This window comes from Corynebacterium sp. HMSC071F07, from assembly GCF_001810285.1.
Lineage (GTDB): Bacteria > Actinomycetota > Actinomycetes > Mycobacteriales > Mycobacteriaceae > Corynebacterium > Corynebacterium simulans.
The window spans coordinates 45,287-66,135 of the sequence record NZ_KV800720.1; the positions used below are offsets into that span (position 1 = coordinate 45,287).

General features: G+C 60.6%; 19 protein-coding genes, 4 tRNA genes and 1 pseudogene. 7 read left to right on the plus strand and 17 right to left on the minus strand.

Features of this window, described 5'->3' with window-relative positions; genetic code table 11:
* Positions 1 to 149: 149 nt before the first annotated feature.
* Positions 150 to 1,094 carry an ABC transporter substrate-binding protein gene (locus HMPREF2724_RS11520; RefSeq protein WP_070432537.1) on the minus strand — a complete coding sequence of 315 codons (945 nt, stop codon included), beginning with the start codon at positions 1,092 to 1,094 and terminating at the stop codon, positions 150 to 152.
* 139 nt (positions 1,095 to 1,233) lie between these two features.
* Here HMPREF2724_RS11520 and HMPREF2724_RS11525 point away from each other — a divergent pair, with 139 nt between their 5' ends.
* The gene (locus HMPREF2724_RS11525) at positions 1,234 to 2,010 is read left to right on the plus strand and encodes a siderophore-interacting protein (RefSeq protein ID WP_246818271.1); all 777 of its coding nucleotides are present in this window, start codon (positions 1,234 to 1,236) and stop codon (positions 2,008 to 2,010) included.
* Positions 2,011 to 2,082: 72 nt separating this feature from the next.
* Complete coding sequence (locus HMPREF2724_RS11530) at positions 2,083 to 2,679, plus strand: deoxyribodipyrimidine photo-lyase (RefSeq protein WP_070518526.1); 597 nt, start codon at positions 2,083 to 2,085, stop codon at positions 2,677 to 2,679.
* Between the two features lie 376 nt (positions 2,680 to 3,055).
* On the opposite strand, the gene rplA is transcribed toward HMPREF2724_RS11530, so the two are convergent.
* The 9 genes from rplA to HMPREF2724_RS11575 form a co-directional block, all read right to left on the minus strand.
* Positions 3,056 to 3,760, minus strand: a complete 705-nt coding sequence (gene rplA, locus HMPREF2724_RS11535) for a 50S ribosomal protein L1 (protein ID WP_061920443.1) — start codon at positions 3,758 to 3,760, stop codon at positions 3,056 to 3,058.
* Positions 3,761 to 3,863: 103 nt separating this feature from the next.
* The gene (gene rplK, locus HMPREF2724_RS11540; RefSeq protein WP_061920442.1) at positions 3,864 to 4,307 is read right to left on the minus strand and encodes a 50S ribosomal protein L11; all 444 of its coding nucleotides are present in this window, start codon (positions 4,305 to 4,307) and stop codon (positions 3,864 to 3,866) included.
* 211 nt (positions 4,308 to 4,518) lie between these two features.
* Complete coding sequence (nusG, locus tag HMPREF2724_RS11545) at positions 4,519 to 5,370, minus strand: transcription termination/antitermination protein NusG (protein ID WP_070518527.1); 852 nt, start codon at positions 5,368 to 5,370, stop codon at positions 4,519 to 4,521.
* Positions 5,371 to 5,565: 195 nt separating this feature from the next.
* On the minus strand, positions 5,566 to 5,898 hold the full coding sequence (gene secE, locus HMPREF2724_RS11550; protein ID WP_062035935.1) for a preprotein translocase subunit SecE: 333 nt from the start codon (positions 5,896 to 5,898) through the stop codon (positions 5,566 to 5,568).
* Positions 5,899 to 5,923: 25 nt separating this feature from the next.
* A tRNA-Trp gene (locus tag HMPREF2724_RS11555) sits at positions 5,924 to 5,999 on the minus strand.
* 129 nt (positions 6,000 to 6,128) lie between these two features.
* A tRNA-Met gene (locus tag HMPREF2724_RS11560) sits at positions 6,129 to 6,200 on the minus strand.
* 30 nt (positions 6,201 to 6,230) lie between these two features.
* Positions 6,231 to 6,306, minus strand: a tRNA-Thr gene (locus tag HMPREF2724_RS11565).
* A gap of 251 nt (positions 6,307 to 6,557) precedes the next feature.
* Positions 6,558 to 6,639, minus strand: a tRNA-Tyr gene (locus HMPREF2724_RS11570).
* A gap of 86 nt (positions 6,640 to 6,725) precedes the next feature.
* Entirely contained in the window at positions 6,726 to 7,730 is a 1,005-nt protein-coding gene (locus HMPREF2724_RS11575; RefSeq protein ID WP_061920439.1) for a polyprenyl synthetase family protein, read from the minus strand.
* 99 nt (positions 7,731 to 7,829) lie between these two features.
* On the opposite strand from HMPREF2724_RS11575, the gene HMPREF2724_RS11580 reads away from it, so the two are divergent.
* Positions 7,830 to 9,089 carry a geranylgeranyl reductase family protein gene (locus tag HMPREF2724_RS11580; RefSeq protein WP_070518528.1) on the plus strand — a complete coding sequence of 420 codons (1,260 nt, stop codon included), beginning with the start codon at positions 7,830 to 7,832 and terminating at the stop codon, positions 9,087 to 9,089.
* Positions 9,090 to 9,191: 102 nt separating this feature from the next.
* Here HMPREF2724_RS11580 and HMPREF2724_RS11585 read toward each other — a convergent pair whose 3' ends face one another.
* From HMPREF2724_RS11585 to HMPREF2724_RS11615, 7 genes and pseudogenes are all read right to left on the minus strand, one after another.
* Positions 9,192 to 9,884 carry a demethylmenaquinone methyltransferase gene (locus HMPREF2724_RS11585; protein WP_061920436.1) on the minus strand — a complete coding sequence of 231 codons (693 nt, stop codon included), beginning with the start codon at positions 9,882 to 9,884 and terminating at the stop codon, positions 9,192 to 9,194.
* Positions 9,885 to 9,895: 11 nt separating this feature from the next.
* Positions 9,896 to 11,092 carry a glycosyltransferase family 4 protein gene (locus HMPREF2724_RS11590; RefSeq protein ID WP_070588646.1) on the minus strand — a complete coding sequence of 399 codons (1,197 nt, stop codon included), beginning with the start codon at positions 11,090 to 11,092 and terminating at the stop codon, positions 9,896 to 9,898.
* Between the two features lie 23 nt (positions 11,093 to 11,115).
* The gene (locus HMPREF2724_RS11595) at positions 11,116 to 11,586 is read right to left on the minus strand and encodes a DUF3592 domain-containing protein (RefSeq protein WP_062039175.1); all 471 of its coding nucleotides are present in this window, start codon (positions 11,584 to 11,586) and stop codon (positions 11,116 to 11,118) included.
* 69 nt (positions 11,587 to 11,655) lie between these two features.
* Positions 11,656 to 13,281, minus strand: coding sequence for a 2-succinyl-5-enolpyruvyl-6-hydroxy-3-cyclohexene-1-carboxylic-acid synthase (menD, locus tag HMPREF2724_RS11600; RefSeq protein WP_070588649.1), 1,626 nt, complete (start codon positions 13,279 to 13,281; stop codon positions 11,656 to 11,658).
* Between the two features lie 33 nt (positions 13,282 to 13,314).
* Positions 13,315 to 13,992, minus strand: coding sequence for a hypothetical protein (locus HMPREF2724_RS11605; RefSeq protein WP_062035946.1), 678 nt, complete (start codon positions 13,990 to 13,992; stop codon positions 13,315 to 13,317).
* 60 nt (positions 13,993 to 14,052) lie between these two features.
* Positions 14,053 to 16,475: pseudogene (locus HMPREF2724_RS11610) on the minus strand (excinuclease ABC subunit A).
* 155 nt (positions 16,476 to 16,630) lie between these two features.
* A complete protein-coding gene (locus HMPREF2724_RS11615; protein WP_061920425.1) occupies positions 16,631 to 17,650 on the minus strand; it encodes an o-succinylbenzoate synthase in 1,020 nt (339 codons plus the stop codon).
* Between the two features lie 76 nt (positions 17,651 to 17,726).
* Here HMPREF2724_RS11615 and HMPREF2724_RS11620 point away from each other — a divergent pair, with 76 nt between their 5' ends.
* From HMPREF2724_RS11620 to HMPREF2724_RS11630, 4 genes are all read left to right on the plus strand, one after another.
* Positions 17,727 to 18,188 carry a DIP1984 family protein gene (locus tag HMPREF2724_RS11620; RefSeq protein ID WP_061920423.1) on the plus strand — a complete coding sequence of 154 codons (462 nt, stop codon included), beginning with the start codon at positions 17,727 to 17,729 and terminating at the stop codon, positions 18,186 to 18,188.
* Between the two features lie 298 nt (positions 18,189 to 18,486).
* Complete coding sequence (locus tag HMPREF2724_RS11625; RefSeq protein WP_070588714.1) at positions 18,487 to 19,455, plus strand: 1,4-dihydroxy-2-naphthoyl-CoA synthase; 969 nt, start codon at positions 18,487 to 18,489, stop codon at positions 19,453 to 19,455.
* 15 nt (positions 19,456 to 19,470) lie between these two features.
* Positions 19,471 to 19,620, plus strand: coding sequence for a hypothetical protein (locus HMPREF2724_RS12925; protein WP_162839570.1), 150 nt, complete (start codon positions 19,471 to 19,473; stop codon positions 19,618 to 19,620).
* Between the two features lie 376 nt (positions 19,621 to 19,996).
* The coding region (locus HMPREF2724_RS11630) for a metal ABC transporter substrate-binding protein (RefSeq protein WP_070588653.1) at positions 19,997 to 20,849 on the plus strand (853 nt) is incomplete at its 3' end.

Here is a 20,849-nt window from a genome sequence, read left to right on the forward strand (position 1 = left end):
CACAGCAAAAGGAGGAGGGTCGACACAACTAGGGCCGTGGTGAGCAGTGCGCGGCTTCTTCCCCGCGAATCCAATGCGGCTGCTTCACCGCCGTGGCGCGCACCCGCAGCACCGTGGATAGCATCAGCCTTCCTCGGTAGTGCGAGCATTTAGAGCTTCTCTTCGAACTTGTCGACGGCCCACGGGATCGTCAGCGGGTTCGGAATGCTCATCGCATTGCCGGTGTCCGTGTCCAGGTAGCGAACGCGGCCATCCTTGACCACGTCGAGGCCTTGGAACGTGGAATCCTTCTTGATTTCATCGACCGCGCCGTTGTAGTCCAAGACGAACAGGTAGTCCACGTTGTTGAGCTGGGAGTAGTTTTCCGGGGCATAGTCCACGAAGAAGCTGGAACCATCACCCTGCAATTCCTGCGGAATCTCAAAACCGAGGTTCTCAATGAACTGGCCGCGGCCGTCCTCTGCTGTGTAGAGGCCCAGCTTCCCCTCATAGGGCATGACGATGGCTGCTCGCTTGCCCTGCAGCTCCGGGTGGGAGTCCTTGAACTGCTCGAAGGCGTCCTCCGCCTGGTCAATAAGCTTCTCCCCCTCCTCTTCCTTGTCCACGGCAGAGGCGATGGTCTTGACTTGTTCCTCCCAGGGAATCTGCCAGTCTTCGAAACCTTCGGGCTTCACGGTCAGCGGGGCGATATCCTCGAGGGATTTCTTCGCTTCCTGGTCCACAGCTTGGTTCACGGCGATGATCTGTGTGGGATCCGAGGCAGTGACCTGCTCAAGTACCTCTGCCGTGAAACCGGAAGCGGTGTTATAGATCACCTCGGGCTGGGCATCTCCCAGAAGCTCCTTCGCCCATGGGCCAACGCCGGAGCCATCACCGTCGCCTTGCGCACCCCATGGCGCTACGGCAACCGGAGTGATTCCGAGTGCCAGCACGGTATCGGCATCACCCAGCCCTAGGCTGGCAACGCGCACCTCCTCAGCGCTGTCCGCACCCGTACTGTCCTCGCCACTTCCGCGCGAGCACCCTGTCAGAGCAATCGCTGCCACTGAGACAATAGCGAGCACGCCTTTTGCGCGCCGGCTGATAGCAACCATGAAAACCTTTCCTTCAACGGGAACGAGCACGCAAGCATTCGCACCCCTAAATTATTTGAGGCTAGCCTAACCTGTACGTTATGATGGTTTCAAATTTGGCCTCTACCTAGGATCAATTCCCTTGACGCATCACCGCTTATTGCCCGTCACCCTCCCCGGGAACCCCCGCCTCAAGCCGCGGCTGCACCGTTTAACTTTTCACTCGCCGGCTTTTAGTGACTACCCCCTAGCCGGGCCTGACGAGTATTTTGGGCTCCTCATGCCCCAAGACGGGCAGAAGTTCTCCCCTCTCCCAGTCGAAGATGCCAATGTTCGTGCTGCCGTCAACGGATTGCCCGACGGCATACGCCCAGCATTGCGCTGGTACACAATTCGCAAGCTCAACCAAGAAGCGTGCACCATCGATGTCGACGTTGTGACCCATGGCGATAATGGCCCGGGATCACGCTGGATCCTCAATGCCCACCCCGGGGATACCGCCGGAATATATACCGGGCAAGTGCGGTGGCAAGCGCCTAAGAAGTCACAACTATTGCTCGCAGATGCCTCTGCCCTTCCGGCGCTGTGGCACATCCTCGAGCACTACGAAGCCTTGTCACCGGAAACCTTGGGTGCAGTCGACGTCGTTGCCATGATCGCAGACGACGCTGAAGTTGAAGACGGCTTTGAGGAAACGTGGCGCGACAAGGTTCGCTCACTCGCCATGATCACCGCCCCGCACGAGGAACACAGCACGCGCGCTAGCCAGCTTCTTGGATCCCGATTCTCCGCGGATACAGCGCCGGATTCGGTGTGGGTGTCAGGCGAAGGAGACCTGGCCAAAGCAGTGCGCTCGATAGCCGTGCATGACTGGGGTGTACCGCGCGAAGACGTTATCTGGTCCGTGTACTGGATGAAAGGCAAGCCGCGGCCTTAATTCCTTCGCACGCATCTACGCTACATGGCAATCTCTCTGCCCGCTCACCGTGCATCCGTATGCTGGGATACCATGACCACCCTTGTTTGGTTTCGCGATGACCTGCGCCTTTGCGATAACCCCGCACTCACCTGGGCTGCTTCCCGGGGCGAGGTTATCGCCTGCGTTCTAGACGAACCTGCCTACCCGCGTAGCCGCCCCTTGGGCAGTGCGACCAGCTGGTGGCGTGAACGCTCCCTTTCCTGCCGCGCAGAAGAGCTCGCTTCCTATAACGTTCCTTTATACAGGCTAAACGGCGACGCCCGTACGACAATCCCTGCCTTCGCTGAGTCTCAGAACGTTTCCGCCGTGTGCTGGAACCGGCGTTATCATCTGTCGACAATCGACGCCGTCTTAAAAGAATCCCTCCACTCGCAAGGCCTCGAGATCCACTCTTTTGCTGCCCATTGCCTGGTGGAGCCACAAGCCGTTAAGCCCTATAAGGTCTACAGCGCCTTCGCCCCATCTACGCTGGGGCGAAGTTTCCGCACGAGAAGTCTGGCAATTTGCAAGTTCGATCCCGACGGCACCTACGTGCGCCAGTGGGCACCACCGCTTAGCCCACCGCCCATCGTGGACCTCAAGCAGTCGCGGCAAGCCGCCTTGGACGCATACCAGGAAATCTGCTAGGCCCGCCGCGTGTTCTAACACGGTCATGCAAGACGGCCGGCGAGGCAACAGGAAAACATCGAGGGCCCAGCCTTACGGCCGGGGCCCTCGATGTCTCTCTATACGCTTTGGATATCGCTGCGGGGTCTCAAGCCGCTGCGCCCTGCAAAGCTCAGGGTGTTCTCTCTATCTCTCATGCGCCTCTCTCAAACGCACAACATAAGTATGGGGCATGGAACTTGCGAGACAATGAATTCAACCTGCAAGTCCCCTGTGCGTTCCTGCCAATTTCCTGAAATTTAGAAAACGGCAAGAAGGCAAAAGAATGCCCCAACCGCGACGCGGTCGGGGCGAACCATCAGCGGCGCTTAAAGCGAACCACTAACAGAAGCAGAAATTACTCTGCGTAGTTCTTCTGAACAGAAGCGTCAACCGGGATGCCAGGACCGGAGGTCGTGGAGATGGTTACCTTCTTGACGTACTGGCCCTTAGCAGAGGACGGCTTCAGACGCAGGATCTCATCGTAGAGAGCGCCGTAGTTCTCAGCCAGCTTCTCAGCGTCGAAGGAAGCCTTGCCCAGGATTGCGTGCAGGTTGGAAGCCTTGTCAACACGGAAGGAGATCTTGCCGCCCTTGACGTCGGAGATAGCCTTCGCAACGTCAGCGGTGACGGTGCCGGTCTTCGGGTTCGGCATCAGACCACGTGGGCCGAGGACACGTGCAACGCGGCCGACCTTAGCCATCTGGTCCGGGGTAGCGATTGCAACGTCGAAGTCGATGTTGCCCTCGTTGATAGCGGAGATCAGCTCGTCGGTGCCGACGATGTCAGCGCCTGCAGCCTTAGCTGCCTCAGCCTTCTCGCCCTCTGCGAAGACAGCTACGCGAACGTCCTTACCGGTGCCGTTAGGCAGGGAAACGGTGCCGCGAACCAGCTGGTCAGCCTTGCGTGGGTCAACGCCCAGGCGGAAGACGACGTCGACAGTAGCGTCGAAGTTCTTGGAGGAGGTCTCCTTAGCGAGCTTTGCAGCCTCGAGCGGAGAGTACTGACGGGACTTGTCGACGAGCTCAGCAGCCGCCTTGTAAGCCTTAGAGTTGGTGCTCATTTAAGCAATTCCTTTTCTTGGATTGGTGTGGTCTTGGCGGGCCGTAGCTGGCCCTACCACGAACGACCACACGAGATGGCCGCTCATTTTTTGATGAAGTTGTTTACTTGGCTGGGATGCCGTCGACGGTGATGCCCATGGAACGAGCAGTGCCGGCGATGATGCGAGCACCGTTCTCGATGTCGCGAGCGTTCAGATCCTCGAACTTGGTCTGTGCAATCTCCTTGCACTGATCCCAGGTCACGGAACCGACCTTGTCGGTGTGAGGAACGCCGGAGCCCTTCTTGATGCCAGCGGCCTTCAACAGCAGCTTCGCTGCCGGCGGGGTCTTCAGCTTGAAATCGAAGGAGCGATCCTCGTAGACGGTGATCTCAACAGGCACAACGTTGCCGCGCTGGGACTCAGTCGCAGCGTTGTAAGCCTTGCAGAACTCCATGATGTTGACGCCGTGGGCACCCAGTGCCGGACCAACCGGCGGAGCTGGGTTAGCAGCGCCAGCCTCAATCTGCAGCTTGATGAAACCAGAAACCTTCTTCTTCGGAGCCATCGAATTACCTCTTTCCTGTGTTACCGGTGCGCTGCCACGATGAATAACAACGCCCCGTCCGGATGCTCACCTCAAGTGGGCCACCGGGGGGGAGAAACGTTTAGTTGTCTGTGCACGCAAAAAGGCGCACGGCGTTTCATCCTAGAACACCGTGCGCCCTGCTACCAAATCGCGTAGTCTGCCATTTTCCCAGGCTACGCGCCAAGTGGTTTTAGGAGACGCGCTCGATTTCGGTCGGGGAAAGCTCGACTGGAGTCTCGCGGCCGAAGATGGAAACCAGACCCTGCATCTTACCGGTCTCTGGGTCGATCTCGGAGATGGTTGCGGAAACGGATGCCAGCGGGCCGGAGAGGATGGTAACTGCCTCGCCGACCTCGAAGTCGTGCGCGTAAGCCTTCGCAGCAGCCTTCTCCGGCATTGCGACGACCTGCTCGCCGTCTTGGTCGCCAGCGTTTTGGTTGGACTCCGGTGCAGCCTCGTTCGGCATGAGGAACTTGGCGACGTCGCGGATCTTGACCGGGGTCGCATTGCCCTCGTTGCCCACGAAGGAGGTCACGCCAGGGGTTTCGCGAACGACGGACCAGGCGGCGTCGTTGAGCTCCATGCGGACCAAGACGTAGCCCGGCAGCAGCTTGCGCTTGACGATCTTCTTCTTGCCGTCCTTGTTTTCCAGAATCTGCTCGACCGGAACGACAACCTCAAAGATGGAATCCTCAACTTCAAGAGTCTGGGCGCGCATGTCAAGGTTGGTCTTCACCTTGTTCTCGTAGCCGGAGTAGCACTGGATGATGTACCACTGGCCCGGCTGCTTCTTCAGCTCGCGGGTGAACTGGCGCAAACGACGGCGGTAGTCATCGTCCTCGGTTCCCTCAGCTTCAGCGGCGCTTGCAGCCTCTGCGTCTGCAGAATTAGACGCGTCCTCAGCGGCTTCTGCACCTTCTGCGGCAGGTGCGTCCGCGGACTCGGAATCAGCCACAGCTTCGGCTGCCTGGTCCTGTACGTTGCCGATGAGGGCCGCTTCGAGGGAGGTTTCTGGCGTTTCGACGTTGTTCTCGTCGCTCATGGTCTTTTACTCCATCCGTTCGCGCGCGAGCTTTAAAGAAGCAGGCGCTTCAAGAATTTTCTGCGCCCTAGCCTACCTGCGTTGCGGCCCCTAAACGAACGCCGCCCCGCCAAGCCACTAGGGCAAAAAGTATCCCGCCGTTTCCCTCGCCTCGCGAGTGAAATCAGCGGGATAAAAGCTTGTATTAAAAGACTACTAAGGAGTCAAAATCTTCTCAACTCCCAGACCGGACAGGGTGTCAACTCCCCAGACAAGGGCAGTCAGGACGATGAGGAAGGCGAAGGTAATAACGGTGTACTGAACCATTTCCTTTGCGGTTGGCCAGACGACCTTCTTCATTTCGGAAGCAACCTCGCTTGGGAAAGCGGCTACACCGCCGCCGACGGTTGCATCATCTTTTTTGTCCTCTACGCGTACAACTCGCTTGTCGGTGTACGCCTGCGATGAGGTGGTAGCTGCACCGGAGAGCTGGCGCTTACCGGTGGGGCGTGAAGCGCCTGACTTAATCGGCTGCTGTTCATCGCTCACAGCTGGTTCCTCCTTGGAAAAGTTTTGGCAGGGGCGACAGGACTCGAACCTGCAACCTACGGTTTTGGAGACCGTTGCGCTACCAATTGCGCCACGCCCCTATGCATGTAACTGTCAAAGACAGCATGCACAACCCTACCAGAACTGCGATTTACTTCTAAACCGCCAGCCCTTGGGCCGGAGTCGGTAGTAAAAAAGCGCCCGCGTTGTGGGGCACTTTCCTTTCCCGGTAGCGATGGCGAGAATTGAACTCGCGACACAGCGATTATGAGTCGCTTGCTCTACCACTGAGCTACACCGCCATAATCATGTGCACTAGATGCAGACATGATTGGAGCCCCCTGACAGAATCGAACTGTCGACCTTTTCCTTACCATGGAAACGCTCTGCCGACTGAGCTAAGGGGGCACAGCCTCGTTGAGTAACGAACTTTTTGTTCGCTGTGCTCTCGTTGAAGCCTTGAAAAGATTAACCCGATTTAGTCTAATTACACAAATCGCCAGTTCACTCTGCGTTTTTGAGCTCTTTCAAACGCACGTTTTCGCACACCTTTAGCCCAAGGGGCAGAGTGAGGCGAGCTTGAAGAACACGACCGCTAGATTTCACCCACGACGCGAAAACGAAGAAACCCCGTGGTCGAAACCACGGGGTTTAGATTGTGCCAGGTAGAAGATTCGAACTTCTGAAGGCAATGCCGGCGGATTTACAGTCCGCTCCCTTTGGCCGCTCGGGCAACCTGGCTTGCACTCGAGGTGCGATTAGGTACTTTACTACGAAGTGCCCACCGGCATGCAAATCGGCAGGACACAAGTCCTTTTAGTGCCTGCTTAGCCAACCCGGCGAACCGTGTAATCCGCCAACTGGCGCAGCGCCTCGCTAGCTGCACACTCCGGCAGCACCGAAAGCTGCTCCTCCACAACACGCAGGTAGCCGCGCACATCGTCCATGGCCTTCTCGCGGCCGCCCGAGCGACGCAGAAGGTCGATGGCGTGGTCAACAGACGCGTCGTCGGCAAGCGGGCCTGTCAAAAGCGCACGCAGTTCGTCGCCCACTGGACCTTCCTCCTCCAGGGCGTAGAGGACCGGCAGGGTAAATACACCCTCGCGAAGATCGGTGCCCGGGGTCTTACCGGATTCCTTCGGGTCGGAGAAGATGTCAATGATGTCGTCGACGATCTGGAAAATCATGCCGATTGCGCCACCAATCTGGCGCAACGCGGCGGCCTGTTCAGAGGTAGCACCGGAATGATAAGCGCCCAGGTAGCCAGCAGACGCGATGAGCACGGCCGTTTTCTCACGGATAACCGCCATGTAATGATCCACCGCATTAGCCTCGCCCGCGCCGATGGTCTCACGCATCTGGCCGGTGACCAGCTCCTCGAAAGTCTCCGCGAAGTGGCCAACCGTGTGGGTATCAAGCTGGGACATCAGGCGGGACGCATGCGCCAAGAGGGCGTCGCCAGCCAAAATTGCCACGGAGTTGGTCCAGCGGAAATTGGCGGACTCGACGCCGCGGCGGCGCTCAGCCTCATCCATCACGTCATCGTGATAAAGCGTTGCGACGTGCACCATTTCAACCACCGTGGCGGCTTTAATAACCTCAGCAGAAGCTGGGCGCTGGCCAAACTCGGAGGCGAGCAAAGCCATCATTGGACGAAAGCGCTTTCCGCCTGCACTCGAAAGGTGGCTGACCTTCTCTTTTACGAAGTCCTGCCCACGATCAATTTCATGGTGCAGCAATTCCTCAACGGCAGCCATTCCAGCGCCAATGCGCTCGCTTAGCTGCGGGTCACCCAAGTCCACATGAGTGGCATGAGTCTGGCCGTGAGACATTAACAGCGTTCCTTTAACTCAAAAATGGCAGTGATAATCAGCTACTTACCGTAGTCCATACCACGGCCCTAAACACACTCAAGGTGGCCAACGCGTGCAATGATAGTGCCCATGTCGCAGCAGATCGATAACCCAGAACTTGTAGACGTAGCCATCATCGGCGCAGGGCCGGCAGGTTCCGCCGCCGCCATTCACGCAGCTAAAGCGGGCTACGAAACGTTGCTTATCGACGCCGCGTCTTTCCCCCGTGACAAGACCTGCGGCGACGGGCTCACCCCGCGCGCGATGCATCAGCTGAATCTATTGGGGCTGGACATTAATGCGCAATATCGCAATAAGGGCTTGAAGCTACACGGTTATGGCGGCTCGGTAACCGCGCCGTGGCCCTCCAGCTACCCGACTTCGGTGGGTACGGCTTTGCCGCGCCACGAGTTCGACAATCTCGTCTTTGCGGCCGCACAGGCTGCAGGTGCAAAGACGTGGACCGGTACGCCTGCGACCGCCCCAGTGGTGGAAAACGGGTCTCTCACCAGTTTCCGCGTTGGTGAGCGCGAAGTGCGTTCCAAGTGGGTGATCGTGGCCGACGGCGTGCGCTCGACCTTTGGCAAGCAGCTAGGACGCGCTTGGCACCAAGACGAGGTCTATGGCATCGCTGCGCGCAGTTATGCGACTTCCACGCACGCAGCGGAGCCGTGGATGCACTCGCATGTGGAGCTGAAGTCGGAGACCGGCGAGGTGCAACCGGGCTATGGCTGGATTTTTCCGCTGGGTGCGGAAATCGGTGAGGTCAACATCGGACTTGGCGCGCTTTCAACGGCGCAGCGTCCGGCCCGTATCAACACCAAGAAGCTGCTTTCTCACTACGCGCAGCAGCAGCGCGCGGACTGGGGCTTAGGCGAAATCACCCGCGTAGCCTCAGCTCTGCTGCCTATGGGCGGTGCGGTCTCAAACGTGGCCGGTGCCAACTGGATGCTCATTGGTGACGCCGCGGCTTGCGTGAACCCGCTCAATGGCGAGGGCATCGACTATGGTTTGGAGACCGCAAAGCTTGCAGTCGAGTTGTTGGGCACCAAGGACTTCACACTGGCCTGGCCAGATCTGTTGCAGACGCAGTACGGCGAGGCTTTCGTCTTGGCGCGCACGGCCGCGCGCTTACTGACTTACCCACAGTTCCTGCCTTTCGCGGGCCCAGTTGCGCTGCGCGGGCCGGTCGGCCGGATGCTGATGCCGGCGGCAGCCCGGCTTATGGGCAACTTGGTCACAGAAGAAGACCGCGACCTCATCGCTCGCGCGTGGCGCCTGGCTGGCCGCGGCGTAGCGGCGGCGCGGCGCGATACGCCGCTGTGGAACACGCTCTAGGCCTGCGTGCCTTTCCAGATGGTCCTTTTGCGGGGAGCCTGGCCAAAGCTCGGCAGAGGGCTCGGTGAGTGCTCAGCAGGGCCGGAGCCAGCGTTGCTGGGCCTAGCGCAACGGCTTCGTCGCCGAGTGCAGCGCCACGATGCCGAGCGTCATGTTCTTCCAGCCCGCGCCTTCCCACCCATTGCGGTTGATGGCTGCGGCAAGTTCCTCTTGGTCGGGCCAGGCGCGAATCGAGTCAGCGAGATAGACATAAGCCTCCGGGTTCGACGAAACTAGCTTCGCAATCGGCGGCAGCAGGCGGGTTAAGTATTCCTTGTAGACCGTGCCGAAGACCGGGATGATGGGCTTGGAAAACTCTGCCACTGCAATACGGCCGCCCGGTTTGGTTACGCGAGCCATCTCACGCAGCCCCAGCTCGAAATCGTGGATATTGCGCAGGCCATAAGAGATTGTTACGGCGTCGAAGGTCTCGTCTGCGAAGGGCAACTGCATGCCGTCGCCGGCAACCTTCGGCACATCGCGCTGTGCACCGGCGGCCAGCATGCCGCGGGAGAAGTCGCAGGCCACACACCACGCGCCGGACTTGGCGAGCTCCTCAGTCGACACAGCCGTGCCCGCCGCCAAGTCGAGGACTTTCTCCCCCGGCCGCAAGTCCAAGCGTTCACGGGTGCGCTTACGCCAGGTCTTATCCTGGCCAAAGGACAGCACCGTATTAGTGATGTCATACTTGGCACCGACGGCGTCGAACATGCGCGCAACGTCGAAGGGCTTCTTATCGAGATCTGCCTTTGACATAAGTAGCTAGTTTAGGCCACGCGTGCACCGAGGGCACGCGCCGCCCACCGCGGCAGCTCAGGGCGCTGACCCAGGATGGTCAACGGCACGCGGCGAGTATCTTCCAAGACCTCCTCGTAGTAGCCCAGAAGCTGCTCGCACAGCGCCTTCCACGTCTTGGAAGAAATCGACTCGCGGGCATTCGCACGCAACTCCTCGTGGATTTCTGGGTTCAGCAGCGCATCGACGGCGTTGGGGAGATCCTCGACGAAGGTCGCGACTTCGAGAAGCAGCCCGTTGTAGCCCTCCTGAATGAGATCCACTGGGCCTCCGGCGCGCGGCCCAATCGTGGGGACGCCGGAAGCCTGCGCCTCCTGAATGGCCTGGCAGAAGGTTTCGAATTCGCCCGCGTGAACGAAGACGTCGAGAGAGGCATAAGCTTGGGCCAATTCGTCGCCGCCGAGCGCGCCCGTGAAGTAAGCGTTGGGCAGCTGTGCCTCCAACAGTGGACGCTCTGGGCCGTCGCCAACGATGACCAGCTGAATATCGGAGCGATCATTCAGCGCAGCCAGACGGTGCACGCCCTTTTCTGCAGCAAGACGGCCAACGAAACCCACGACCTTCTTGCCGTCTGCACCCCACTGCTTGCGCAACTGCGCGGAGCGCTTAGACGGGTGGAAACGCTCCGCATCCACACCGCGGCCCCAGTGGCGCACATTTTTGATGTTGTGATCTTCCAAATCGCGGATGGTCAACGAGGAAGGCGCGAGCGTCATCTGGCAGGCGTTGTGGAGGGGGCGCAGCCACTCCCAGGTGGCATAAGCCAGCGCGGAAGCGTGGTACTTGGTAGCGAAACCGGCGACGTCAGTTTGGTAGAGCGCCACCGACGGAATGCGTTGCTGACGGGCGGAGAAGGCCCCGGCCGCACCCAGAACAAAGGGGCTGGCCAGGTGGATGATGTCGGGCTTGAACTGCCGCAGTGCCTCGTCCACGGCGGTGGTTGGTACGCCGACAGGCAGCGAATCAATCAGTGGGATGCGCACGGTGGGAACCCGCACGATGGGAAAGCCTAGGTAATCCGCGATTTCCTCCTGCCCCTCGCGCGCACCGGGGGCAATGACAAGGGCCTCGTGCCCGGTTTCTGCCAGGTGCTCAAGCACACGCAGCACGGAGTTGGTCACTCCATTGACGTTGGGAAGGAAGGACTCTGCCACAATCGCAACACGCATGGGTTCAATAATCCCCTATTTGCCTAGGATTCCGGTGAAGCCTGCGGAAAATTTTGGTTAACACTTTCATTTGCTTGGCGACGCCGCTCCGCCGCCCGCGTGCTCAATCCCACCGTCCACCATGCCGCCGCGGCAATCAGGCTGGCCACGACCATCGAGGAAAGCGCCGGGAGGATAGACAGCGTCCATTCGCGGCCCTCGACTTTTACTAGGTCAGGGTCACTTTGCGAGTAGAGCACCCAGACCTGCTGGCCCTCCCCCAGCCCGGTGGGATAAAGCAGGCCGGATTGCGGGGAATGGTAGATGCCTTCGGAGTCCTGGAAATCGACGTAGGTTCTTGTGATTCCTACGTCCGTGACCGTCGCCAACGCGCGGCCCGGATTGGACTCGATGGAGCGATCGTTTAAGAAAGCCCCCACCATCATCCCCAGCATCGCGACAATCGACGCCGCGTACAACGCAATGATGAGCTGATGCAGGCGCCGGCGATACACGACAGGCGTGTAGCGCGGGGCCACTGCCGCCTTCGGCGCCTTGGGCGGCCGCGCCGGAAATGCGCCCACCTACTGGCCGACCTTTGCAGTCAGCTCCGCCTGCAGCTGGCGGCGGGTTTCGCGGGTGGTGTGTGCTTCGACGATGGGGACTCCGGTGGAGTATTCCTTCAGCTCGGCGAGTGTATCGAGAAGCTTCTGTGGAGTATTCGCCGCGCGGTACTCGGCGCCGAAGGCTTCCGCCACCTGTTCCAGTTTCATTCCGTGCGGGGTGCCGAAGGCCTTCTCGAAGGAGGGACGGAACGGCTCTGCGCCCTGTTCCAGAAGCTCGAAGATGCCGCAGCCGTCATCATTGGCCACCACGATAGTGAGATTTTCCGGGCGGGCCTCGTCTTCTGGAACAAGAAGGGAGGGGGCGTCGTGGAGGAAGGTGACATCGCCAAGCAATGCGATAACGCGCGGGGCGCGCCATGCATCAGCTTCGCGGGATTGGGTGGCCAGCGCGATGCCCATGGCCTGTGCGATGGTGCCGTCGATGCCGGCGGCGCCGCGGGGTGAGAAGGTATCCACGCCGTCGAAAGGCAGGCCTACCAGCGAGGCATCGCGGACCGGGTTCGAGGCGCCTAGGACCAAGATGTCTTCGACGGAGAGGGTATCCCCCACCGCGGCGGCGACGTGCAGGCCGGTGAAACCAAGCTCCTTGTTCTCAAGGACCTCGCGCACCCCGGAGGAAGCCATCTCAGCGGCGCCCTCGCAGATCTTCAGCCACTCGCGGCTCGGCTCGCCGGTGGTCTTGACCGTGGTACCCAAAGTGGCTTGCTCGCCACGCGGATTGGTGAAATCGGCGCTGCGGGAAAGAACGATGAGCTCGATGTCTGGGTCGTTGATAAGCGCCATGACGCCGCGGTGCAGCGTAGGATGGCCCACCACGATGACCTGCTCGACCTTGGTGTTAACCACGTAATCGTTAGCCGAGACCTGCGCGCGGCGGAAGATATGAGCCGCCGCTGGGTGCACCGGGTGGAATGGTGCCGGCGCGGTGGGCTCGGCGATGGTCGGGACGTCCTCGAGGCCTTGGACCTCCCAAGCTTCGTCGCCGGCGATAACGAGCGTGTTCTTGCTCAAGTCAACCTCGACCTCGCCGTGGTTGACAGGCCGCGGCGTAGGTGCCTTGCGGGAGGTGTGATCAGAAGGCTTTTCCGGCAGTGACTCGTGGAGAAGTGGAACGTCAAAGGCAACGTTGATGTGCACCTGCAGGTCACTAGTAAAACGCTGCGCAACCTGCGGAATGTCTGCTTCCTCAGCCACCTGGGTGGTCGCAGCGTAGACGCCGAAAATGCCCTGCTGCTGAATGGTCTGAGAAGCGCCCGTGCCCACCAAGCGTGCGGGACGATCAGCGCTGATGACAGCCAGCGGGGTATGCGAGTGGGCTGCCTCCACCATCGCTGGTAATGCGTTAGCCACGGCGGTGCCAGACGTCATCACAACGCCAACGTGGCGGCGCTGCACGCGCGCCATGCCCAGGGCGGTAAAGGCCGCGGAGCGCTCATCCAAACGAGTGTGAACGCGGATATCCTCGCGAGCCAGCAGCGCCAAAGAAAGCGGCGCGTTGCGGGAGCCTGGGCAGATAATGACGTCAGACAGGTGGCGCGCCAATTGCGCAGCCACCGCCTCCGCCAGCTTCATGGAGTCAGTCATGGTGCTCCATAGTACTAGCTGGCGTTTAGGGGCTTAAGCTCCCTGGGAGTTGCCGTTACCGTTGCCATTCCCATTGCCGTTTCCGCCGCCCAGCAGGTCGTTCAGTAGACTCTCTAGGTCCTCGCCACCCTGATCCAGCTGATCCCGTACGTCTGGCGGAAGCTCGGTTGGCAGCTGGTCGATCGGGTTTTCACTCTGTGGTGCTTCCTCGGTGACCGTTTCAGTAACGGTGGTGGGCTTTTCCTCAGTAACCGTTGCGGTGGAAGTTACCGTCTCCGGCTGGGAATCCGCCTCGGAGCTGGCGTTGCGCCACATGAAAAACAGTGCGCCGGCCGCGATAACTGCCAGGGCCGCAATAGCAGCGAAGACGCTGGTCAACCCAGAACCGCCGCTCTTACGCTTGCGTTCCGGCTCCACCTCATAGCTGGAGGGCACCGGCTCGTAGCCGGATTCATAGCCAGAGTCATAGCCAGAGCCATAGCCGCTAGGCTGACCATATCCGCCGGGGCTTGCTTGAGGCGCCGGAGACTGTTGCGCGCCCTGCCCAGGAAATACCTGACGCGGCCGCTCCTCTGACGCGCCGAATTGACGGGTAGCGTCGTTGCTGCCGAAGCCCGAGTTGGAGCCCGGCCCATACCCAGTCACGCGACCAATCTGCCGGGTTTCATCGTCAGAGTAGCCGCCGGAATTATTTCCAAAGTTATTAGCCATGCTCCTAGAAATACCCTATTTTCCTGTAGAAACACAGGCAGAAACCCGCAAGCCGCCTTATTAACTTGCAGCTGCAGCCAGCGCGCCGCCAGTTGGACTGTCCTGCTTGGCAACCTCGCCTGGCGTGCCGGTAGCCACAATCTTTCCGCCCGCTGCACCGGCACCAGGGCCCAGCTCGATGACTGTATCTGCCTCCGCGATGACCGAGAGATTGTGCTCGACCACGACGACGGTCTGCCCGGCGTCGACAAGCTTGTGCAGCTCCGCATTCAGCAAGGCGATGTCCGCTGGGTGCAGACCAGTGGTTGGCTCATCGAGGAGGTAAACCGTGTGCCCGCGGTGGGAATTGCGCGAGCGCTGCAGCTCGGTGGCCAACTTGATGCGCTGGGCCTCACCGCCGGAAAGCTCGGGCGCGCCCTGGCCTAAGCGCAGGTAGCCCAGCCCCACGGCCTGGAGGGTCTCCAGCGCGCGCATGATTGCAGTGACCTGCGCGGAGCCTTCAGCGGCGGCGAATACCTCGTGGGCGTCGTCAACGCTTAACTCTAGGATCTGCGCAATCGTGCGCCCGCCCCCACGTCACTTCGAGTGTTTCAGGGTTGTAGCGTTTGCCCTGGCAATCCGGGCATAGCGTGTAAGAACCGGGAAGGAAGACCAACTCAACCTCGATCTGCCCCGCACCGCCGCAGGTAGGGCACTGCCCTTGCTTGACGTTGTAGGAAAAGCGCGAGACCGTCCACTTGCGCTGCTTGGCTTCTTGCGTGTTGGCAAAAAGCTTGCGGACGTGGTCAAAGAGGCCGGTATAGGTCGCGAGCGTCGAGCGCGGCGTGCGGCCAATGGGCTTCTGAGTGATTTGCACCAGGCGGGGTGACTTCACCGAGATTTTCTGTGTTTTCGACGCTCCACTGCCGAACCGCGCCGTCGGGTTGTTCCTCGGCGTCGGTCACGGCGGTCGCCTGCTCGCGCAACAGACCTGCAAGAACCGTCGAGACCAACGTGGACTTTCCCGAACCGGAGACACCCGTGACTGCAGTGAAGGCGCCTAATGCAAAGTCCACGTCGAGCCCGCGCAGGTTGCGCGCCTTAATGCCGCGTAAGTGCAGTTGTTTCTCGCTCTTTCGTGGGGTCTCATTCAATGCCAAACGACGCCGCGCCAGCGCCTTACTGGTCGGGGTATCGGCATCATAGTCGGCGACTGGGCCGGAGTACAGTACCTGGCCGCCGCCTTCGCCGGCGTGAGGGCCGACGTCGACAAGCCAGTCAGCTTGTGCGACCAAATCCATGTCGTGCTCAACCAGCAGGACGGTGTTGCCGGCGGCGACGAAGCGGCGGCAGATGTCCATAACGGCTGTGCGCTCCTCTGGGTGCAGGCCAGCGGAGGGCTCGTCCAACACGTAGGTGACGCCGAAGAGCCCCGAGCGCAGCTGCGCGGCGAGGCGGATTCTTTGTAATTCGCCAGCCGAAAGCGTCTCCGTGGGGCGGCCTAGGCTCAGGTGCGCCAGGCCGAGTTCCAGGGCGGAGGTCAAGGCAGGAATAACCTGTTTGAGTAAGAGATCCTCGGCGCTGTTTTCTTCCGGTTTCTGCTTGGCAAGCAACTCGTGGAGCGCATCCAAGGGCAGGTCGTTGAGGGTGTCGATTGGCAGGCCCGCGTAAGTGACCTGCAGCGCGCGCGGATTCAGCCGGCGGCCCTGGCAGGTAGGGCAGGTGTGTGACTCCATGTACTGGAGCGTGCGCTTGCGCAAGCTCTCAGACTGCGTTTCCGCGAGAGTCTTGTTGAGGTAGCTGGCCACCGAGCGCCACGTGCCTTCGTAGTTGCGCTGAATCTGGTCAGCGCCGCGCAGTGGCTTGACGGTGACCACGGGGCGTTCCTCGGTGAAGAGGATCCAGTCTCGGTCTGCGCGCGGGAGCTCGCGCCACGGGGAATCCATGTCATAGCCCAAAGTCATGAGGATGTCATGGAAGTTCTTGCCTGCCCATGCACCGGGCCAGGCGGCGATGGCGCCCTCCTCGATGCTCAAGGACTGGTCCGGAACCATCGACTCCTCGGTCGCCACATGCACCACGCCCGTGCCCTGACACTCCGGACACATCCCCTCGGGCGTATTCGGCGAAAAGGAATCGGAGTACAGGCCTTCTGGGTTATCCCCGGCGCGCGAATAGAGCAGACGCACGGAATTGGAGATGGCGGAAATCGTGCCGGCGGTCGAGCGCGCGCCGCCCGCTGAGGTGGACTGCTCGAGGGCCACTGTGGGTGGAAGGCCTTCAATCTGGCTGACCTGCGGATCCACGGCGGAGCCGATGAGGCGGCGTGCAAAAGGTGCGACGGATTCGAGGTAGCGGCGCTGGCCTTCTCCGTGGATGGTGCCGAAAGCAAGGGAAGACTTACCGGAGCCTGAAACGCCAGTCACGGCGACGACTTTGCCGCGCGGAATATCGACGTCGACGTTGCGCAGGTTATGAAGGTGGGCGTCACGGACGCTAATCATGCCAGTCATGGCCGCCAGCCTACCGCGCGCAAACTCAGACCAACGGTGTACATTTTGCCAATTAGTGGCGGAGATCCTGGCGTTTTCCGGGCGCTAATTGGCAAATTGTGCGGTTTTCCACGCCGCACAAACGCCGTTGCAGATAGAGATAAACCCTAAAGGAACTGCCAACACTCACGCACGCGCGCAAACCACCAATCCCGGCGCTCGGGCGCGGCCGCCAGGCCGGACAAGCGCGCCGGATCCGGTGGGAGCGGGGTGGCGGCAAGGTGCCCATCAATCAGTTGGCGCGGCTCCGTGACGTCTTCGAGGAACAGCGAGCCCGTGGCCAACCCGGCGGCGGCAGGAGTGACGTCGACGTCTTCGTCATCAAGAATCTTCGGCAGCGCCGCGACGGTGGCCAGCCCCATGCCGATTCCCACCGAGGTATCCAAGGCCGAAGCCACCGTAATATCCATGTGGCGGGAACGCAGATGCTTGGCGACGTCGAGCACCCTGCGTACTCCGCCCAAAGGCGCCGGCTTTACCACCGCGACGTCGGCTGCCTGCAGATCAGCCACGCGGTACGGGTCCTCGACCTTGCGGATAGACTCATCTGCCGCAACGCGCACGAAAAGCCCGTTGCGCATCAGCTGGCGACGCACCTCCGCGAGTTCTTCTGCGCTCGCGCAAGGCTGTTCCATATAGTCCAACGGCATCAAAGCCTTGGCTGCCTCGACTGCCTGCTCAACGCTCCAGCCGCCGTTGGCGTCGACGCGAAGGACGGGGACGCGTCCGCGCTCGGTGATGTAGTTGCGTACGGCGGTGACGCGCGCGATGTCGTCGGCAAGCGTCTGGCCCTTCTCTGCAACCTTGATCTTGAAGGTGCGGCAGCCTGGGTAGCACTCCATCACGGCAGGAACCTCGCTGGCAGGCACGGCGGGGATGGTGCCGTTGACCTCGATGAGATCGCGGACTGGTTCCGGGAAGCCTTCATAAGCCGCCTCCAAGCCGGCTGCCAACCAATGTGCCGACTCGGCTGGGCCGTATTCCAGGAAAGGTGAGAACTCGCCCCAGCCTGCAGGACCCTCGATAAGCAATGCTTCGCGGGTTGTTATCCCACGAAACTTCACGGCAAGCGGCAATGAGACAACATGGGCGCGGGATAGGACGTCATCGATATGCATGGCTTTCATGGTAGCGCCCTCAGACCATTGACCCCCTCCCCGCTCTGCGCTATTTTTGGGAACCTATACCAATAAAGGAGGAATTATGCTGCTAGCTGAGGCATTGGCGGAGCGCGCCCAGGCGCAAGAGCGTCTCAATAGCCTGCACGAGCGGCTACTCGCCGTGGTTCGCGTGCAGGAGGGCGATACCCCGGAGGAGGATCCGCAGGAGCTGCTGCGCGAGCTCGACGGCGTGACCGGGCGCATCGATGAGCTGGTGCAGGCCATTAATGCGACAAATATCGCCACCGCCTTCGATGAGAAGATGAACTTAATGGAGGCCCTCGCTCTGCGGGACGGCCTTGTGCGCAAGCGCCGCATCTACCACGACTTGGCGCAGCGGGCGGGCACACGCTCGGATCGTTATTCCCGCAACGAGATTAAGTTTGTCTCCACCATCCCGGTGGCGGATATGCGCAAGCATGTCGACGATCTATCTAAGCAGTACCGCGAATTAGATACCCGCATCCAGCAGCTGAACTGGAATACCGAACTGAAAAACGGATAGTCATGTCGCGCGCCGCATAAAGCGCGCGATGGTAGCCCACACGCCTGCAGCGAGCAGGCCCCCACCCTGGAGGGGAAAGTCGAGGGACACCAGGCCCTCTTTAGCGCTTTTAAAAGAGGCGGGGGAGTTCGAGTCTCCCCACAGCATGGAGTACCGCGCTGGCATGGCGTACACGGGTACATTGCGGGGCGAAGCCCTCGTAGTATCGCGCATTGATTATTACCGGCCTGCTGGGCAGCGCGTGTGGGTGAGGGTTGGGAATGGGGACTATTCTTCTTTTGCCACTAAGCTGGCCGTTATGAGCGAGCAGAAAAAATACAGCACCGATAATCCCTTTCGGCCGGAATTGTGGCATTCCGTAGAGGGGTTTGAAGACCTCACGGATATCACCTACCACCGGCTCATCGGAGACAAGCGCGAGGACGGCATCGTCCGCATCGCGTTTGACCGCCCGGAGGTGCGCAATGCCTTTCGCCCGCATACCGTAGACGAGCTCTACCGCGCCCTTGACCCCGCCCGCCGCACGCCGGATGTGGGCACGATTTTGCTCACCGGCAATGGCCCGAGCGAAAAGGACGGCGGCTGGGCTTTTTGTTCGGGCGGCGACCAGCGCATTCGCGGCCGCTCCGGGTACCGCTACGCCACCGAGCACGCCCACGATGATGCCACCGCGGATGAATCCACCGTGGACACCGCCCGCGAGAAGGTCGAAGGCGGCCGCCTACATATCCTCGAGGTCCAGCGCCTTATCCGCACCATGCCCAAGGTGGTCATCGCCGTAGTCAATGGCTGGGCTGCCGGCGGCGGGCATTCCCTGCACGTAGTCTGCGATATGACGGTCGCCTCCCGCCAGGAGGCGCGCTTCAAGCAGACCGACGCGGACGTGGGATCCTTCGACGCCGGTTATGGCTCGGCCTACTTGGCAAAAATGGTGGGCCAAAAGTATGCCCGCGAAATCTTCTTCCTGGGTCGCACTTACGACGCCCAGCGCATGTACGAGATGGGCGCCGTCAACGAGGTCGTCGATCACGCCGACTTGGAAGATGCCGCCATCCAGATGGGCCGCGAAATCAACGGCAAGTCCCCGACGGCCCAGCGCATGCTGAAGTTCGCCTTCAACCTGACCGATGACGGCCTCATGGGCCAGCAGGTCTTCGCCGGCGAGGCGACCCGCCTGGCATACATGACTGACGAGGCCGTCGAGGGCAAGGAGGCATTCCTCGAAAAGCGTGATCCACAGTGGGAGCAGTTCCCGTACTACTACTAGTCAGGAGTTGGCACGATGTGGATTTTCGCCATCGGCTTGGCCACACTTGCGCTGGCGGGCGTCATCGGCTCGCGCGTATGGATGCTTCGCCACATCAAAGACGCCGAAAGGCGTGGGGAGCGTCCCTTCGATCAGGAGGACACCCCGCGCAATCCGTACATGTAGGAAGGCATAGACGCTGCGGGGAATGTCGTGAGGCATCTCTGGGACCAAGGTGAGACATCATAAACTTTTGTGGACATGCCCATAGTTCATACGTAAAGTGTTGAGCATGAAACTCAGCAACTCATTCGTCATGCTCGTCGCCGCCGGCCCCGGCATGCACTCCCTGGACCAGCTTCTCTTCAGCAAGAAGACAAAAGTAGCCAACTAAGGCCACCGCTTCCCAACCTCTCACCTCATCTATTGAAGTGAGAGGATTTTTAAGTTTTAGCAGCTAAAAGAGGAGATAGGACTGCCTAAGTTCATAATATTGAACAATCTAGTTCAAGGGTGCTAGTGTTTGTTGAGTTCACTTCTCCCAATGCAAAGGAAGTTCATGATGAGCTCAAATCACAGCACCCCACGCCGGCCCCTACAGCGCATTCTCGCAGGCACCTGCGCCCTAGCACTCGGCGCCAGCCTCGCCGCTTGCAGCGCCTCGAAAGAATCCACCGACGCCGCAAAACCGAAGGACGGCGACACCGTCAAGGCCGTGGCCACGACTACCCAGATCTGCGACTACCTCACCCAGATAGCCGCCGGCGGCGTCAAGCTCCACAAGGTCGACTCCCAAGGTGCAGAGACCACCTCCGGCGAGGGCCCAGTGACCCTCGACCTCACCTGTTTGCTCGCCCCCAACGCCAGCGCCCACGAGCACGAGATGACCCCACAGCAGATGCAGGCGCTCTCCCAGGCCGACTACATGTTCGTCAACGGAGTCGACCTCGAGCACTTCCTCGACCAAGCCGTGGACTCCTCCGGCTTCCACGGCGTCATGGCCGTGACCTCGGGCGTCAAGAGCGAAGGCATGAGCGATGGCAACGGCAAGTACACCATCGACGAGGGCATCGAACACGTGAGCCCGCGCCCGTGGCCTTTCCCGGGGGAGGACGGCGAGGCCCCAGAATTCAAGTACGACCCGCACGTGTGGACCTCCCCGAAGCAGGCCAAGATTCAGGTCGACAACATCGTCAACACGTTGTCCCAGGCCTCCCCGCAGGCCAAGGACGCCTTCACCGCCGCCGGCAAGAAGTACACCGACCAGCTGGAGGACCTCGACAAGTGGGCCAGCGATTCCATGTCCGCAGTTCCTGAGCAAGACCGCGTGCTCTTCTCTTCCCACGACGCCTTCGGCTACTTCTCTAACGAGTATGGCGTGAAATTCATCGGCTCCGCACTGTCTGACTTCAACC

Excerpts from the sequence above, each read along its gene's own strand:
- HMPREF2724_RS11520 (WP_070432537.1), bottom strand. The coding sequence starts at position 1,094 with ATGGTTGCTATCAGCCGGCGCGCAAAAGGCGTGCTCGCTATTGTCTCA.
- HMPREF2724_RS11530 (WP_070518526.1), top strand. The coding sequence starts at position 2,083 with ATGACCACCCTTGTTTGGTTTCGCGATGACCTGCGCCTTTGCGATAAC.
- rplA (WP_061920443.1), bottom strand. The coding sequence starts at position 3,760 with ATGAGCACCAACTCTAAGGCTTACAAGGCGGCTGCTGAGCTCGTCGAC.
- rplK (WP_061920442.1), bottom strand. The coding sequence starts at position 4,307 with ATGGCTCCGAAGAAGAAGGTTTCTGGTTTCATCAAGCTGCAGATTGAG.
- nusG (WP_070518527.1), bottom strand. The coding sequence starts at position 5,370 with ATGAGCGACGAGAACAACGTCGAAACGCCAGAAACCTCCCTCGAAGCG.
- HMPREF2724_RS11575 (WP_061920439.1), bottom strand. The coding sequence starts at position 7,730 with ATGTCTCACGGCCAGACTCATGCCACTCATGTGGACTTGGGTGACCCG.
- HMPREF2724_RS11580 (WP_070518528.1), top strand. The coding sequence starts at position 7,830 with ATGATAGTGCCCATGTCGCAGCAGATCGATAACCCAGAACTTGTAGAC.
- HMPREF2724_RS11585 (WP_061920436.1), bottom strand. The coding sequence starts at position 9,884 with ATGTCAAAGGCAGATCTCGATAAGAAGCCCTTCGACGTTGCGCGCATG.
- HMPREF2724_RS11590 (WP_070588646.1), bottom strand. The coding sequence starts at position 11,092 with ATGCGTGTTGCGATTGTGGCAGAGTCCTTCCTTCCCAACGTCAATGGA.
- menD (WP_070588649.1), bottom strand. The coding sequence starts at position 13,281 with ATGACTGACTCCATGAAGCTGGCGGAGGCGGTGGCTGCGCAATTGGCG.
- HMPREF2724_RS11605 (WP_062035946.1), bottom strand. The coding sequence starts at position 13,992 with ATGGCTAATAACTTTGGAAATAATTCCGGCGGCTACTCTGACGATGAA.
- HMPREF2724_RS11615 (WP_061920425.1), bottom strand. The coding sequence starts at position 17,650 with ATGAAAGCCATGCATATCGATGACGTCCTATCCCGCGCCCATGTTGTC.
- HMPREF2724_RS11620 (WP_061920423.1), top strand. The coding sequence starts at position 17,727 with ATGCTGCTAGCTGAGGCATTGGCGGAGCGCGCCCAGGCGCAAGAGCGT.
- HMPREF2724_RS11625 (WP_070588714.1), top strand. The coding sequence starts at position 18,487 with ATGAGCGAGCAGAAAAAATACAGCACCGATAATCCCTTTCGGCCGGAA.
- HMPREF2724_RS12925 (WP_162839570.1), top strand. The coding sequence starts at position 19,471 with ATGTGGATTTTCGCCATCGGCTTGGCCACACTTGCGCTGGCGGGCGTC.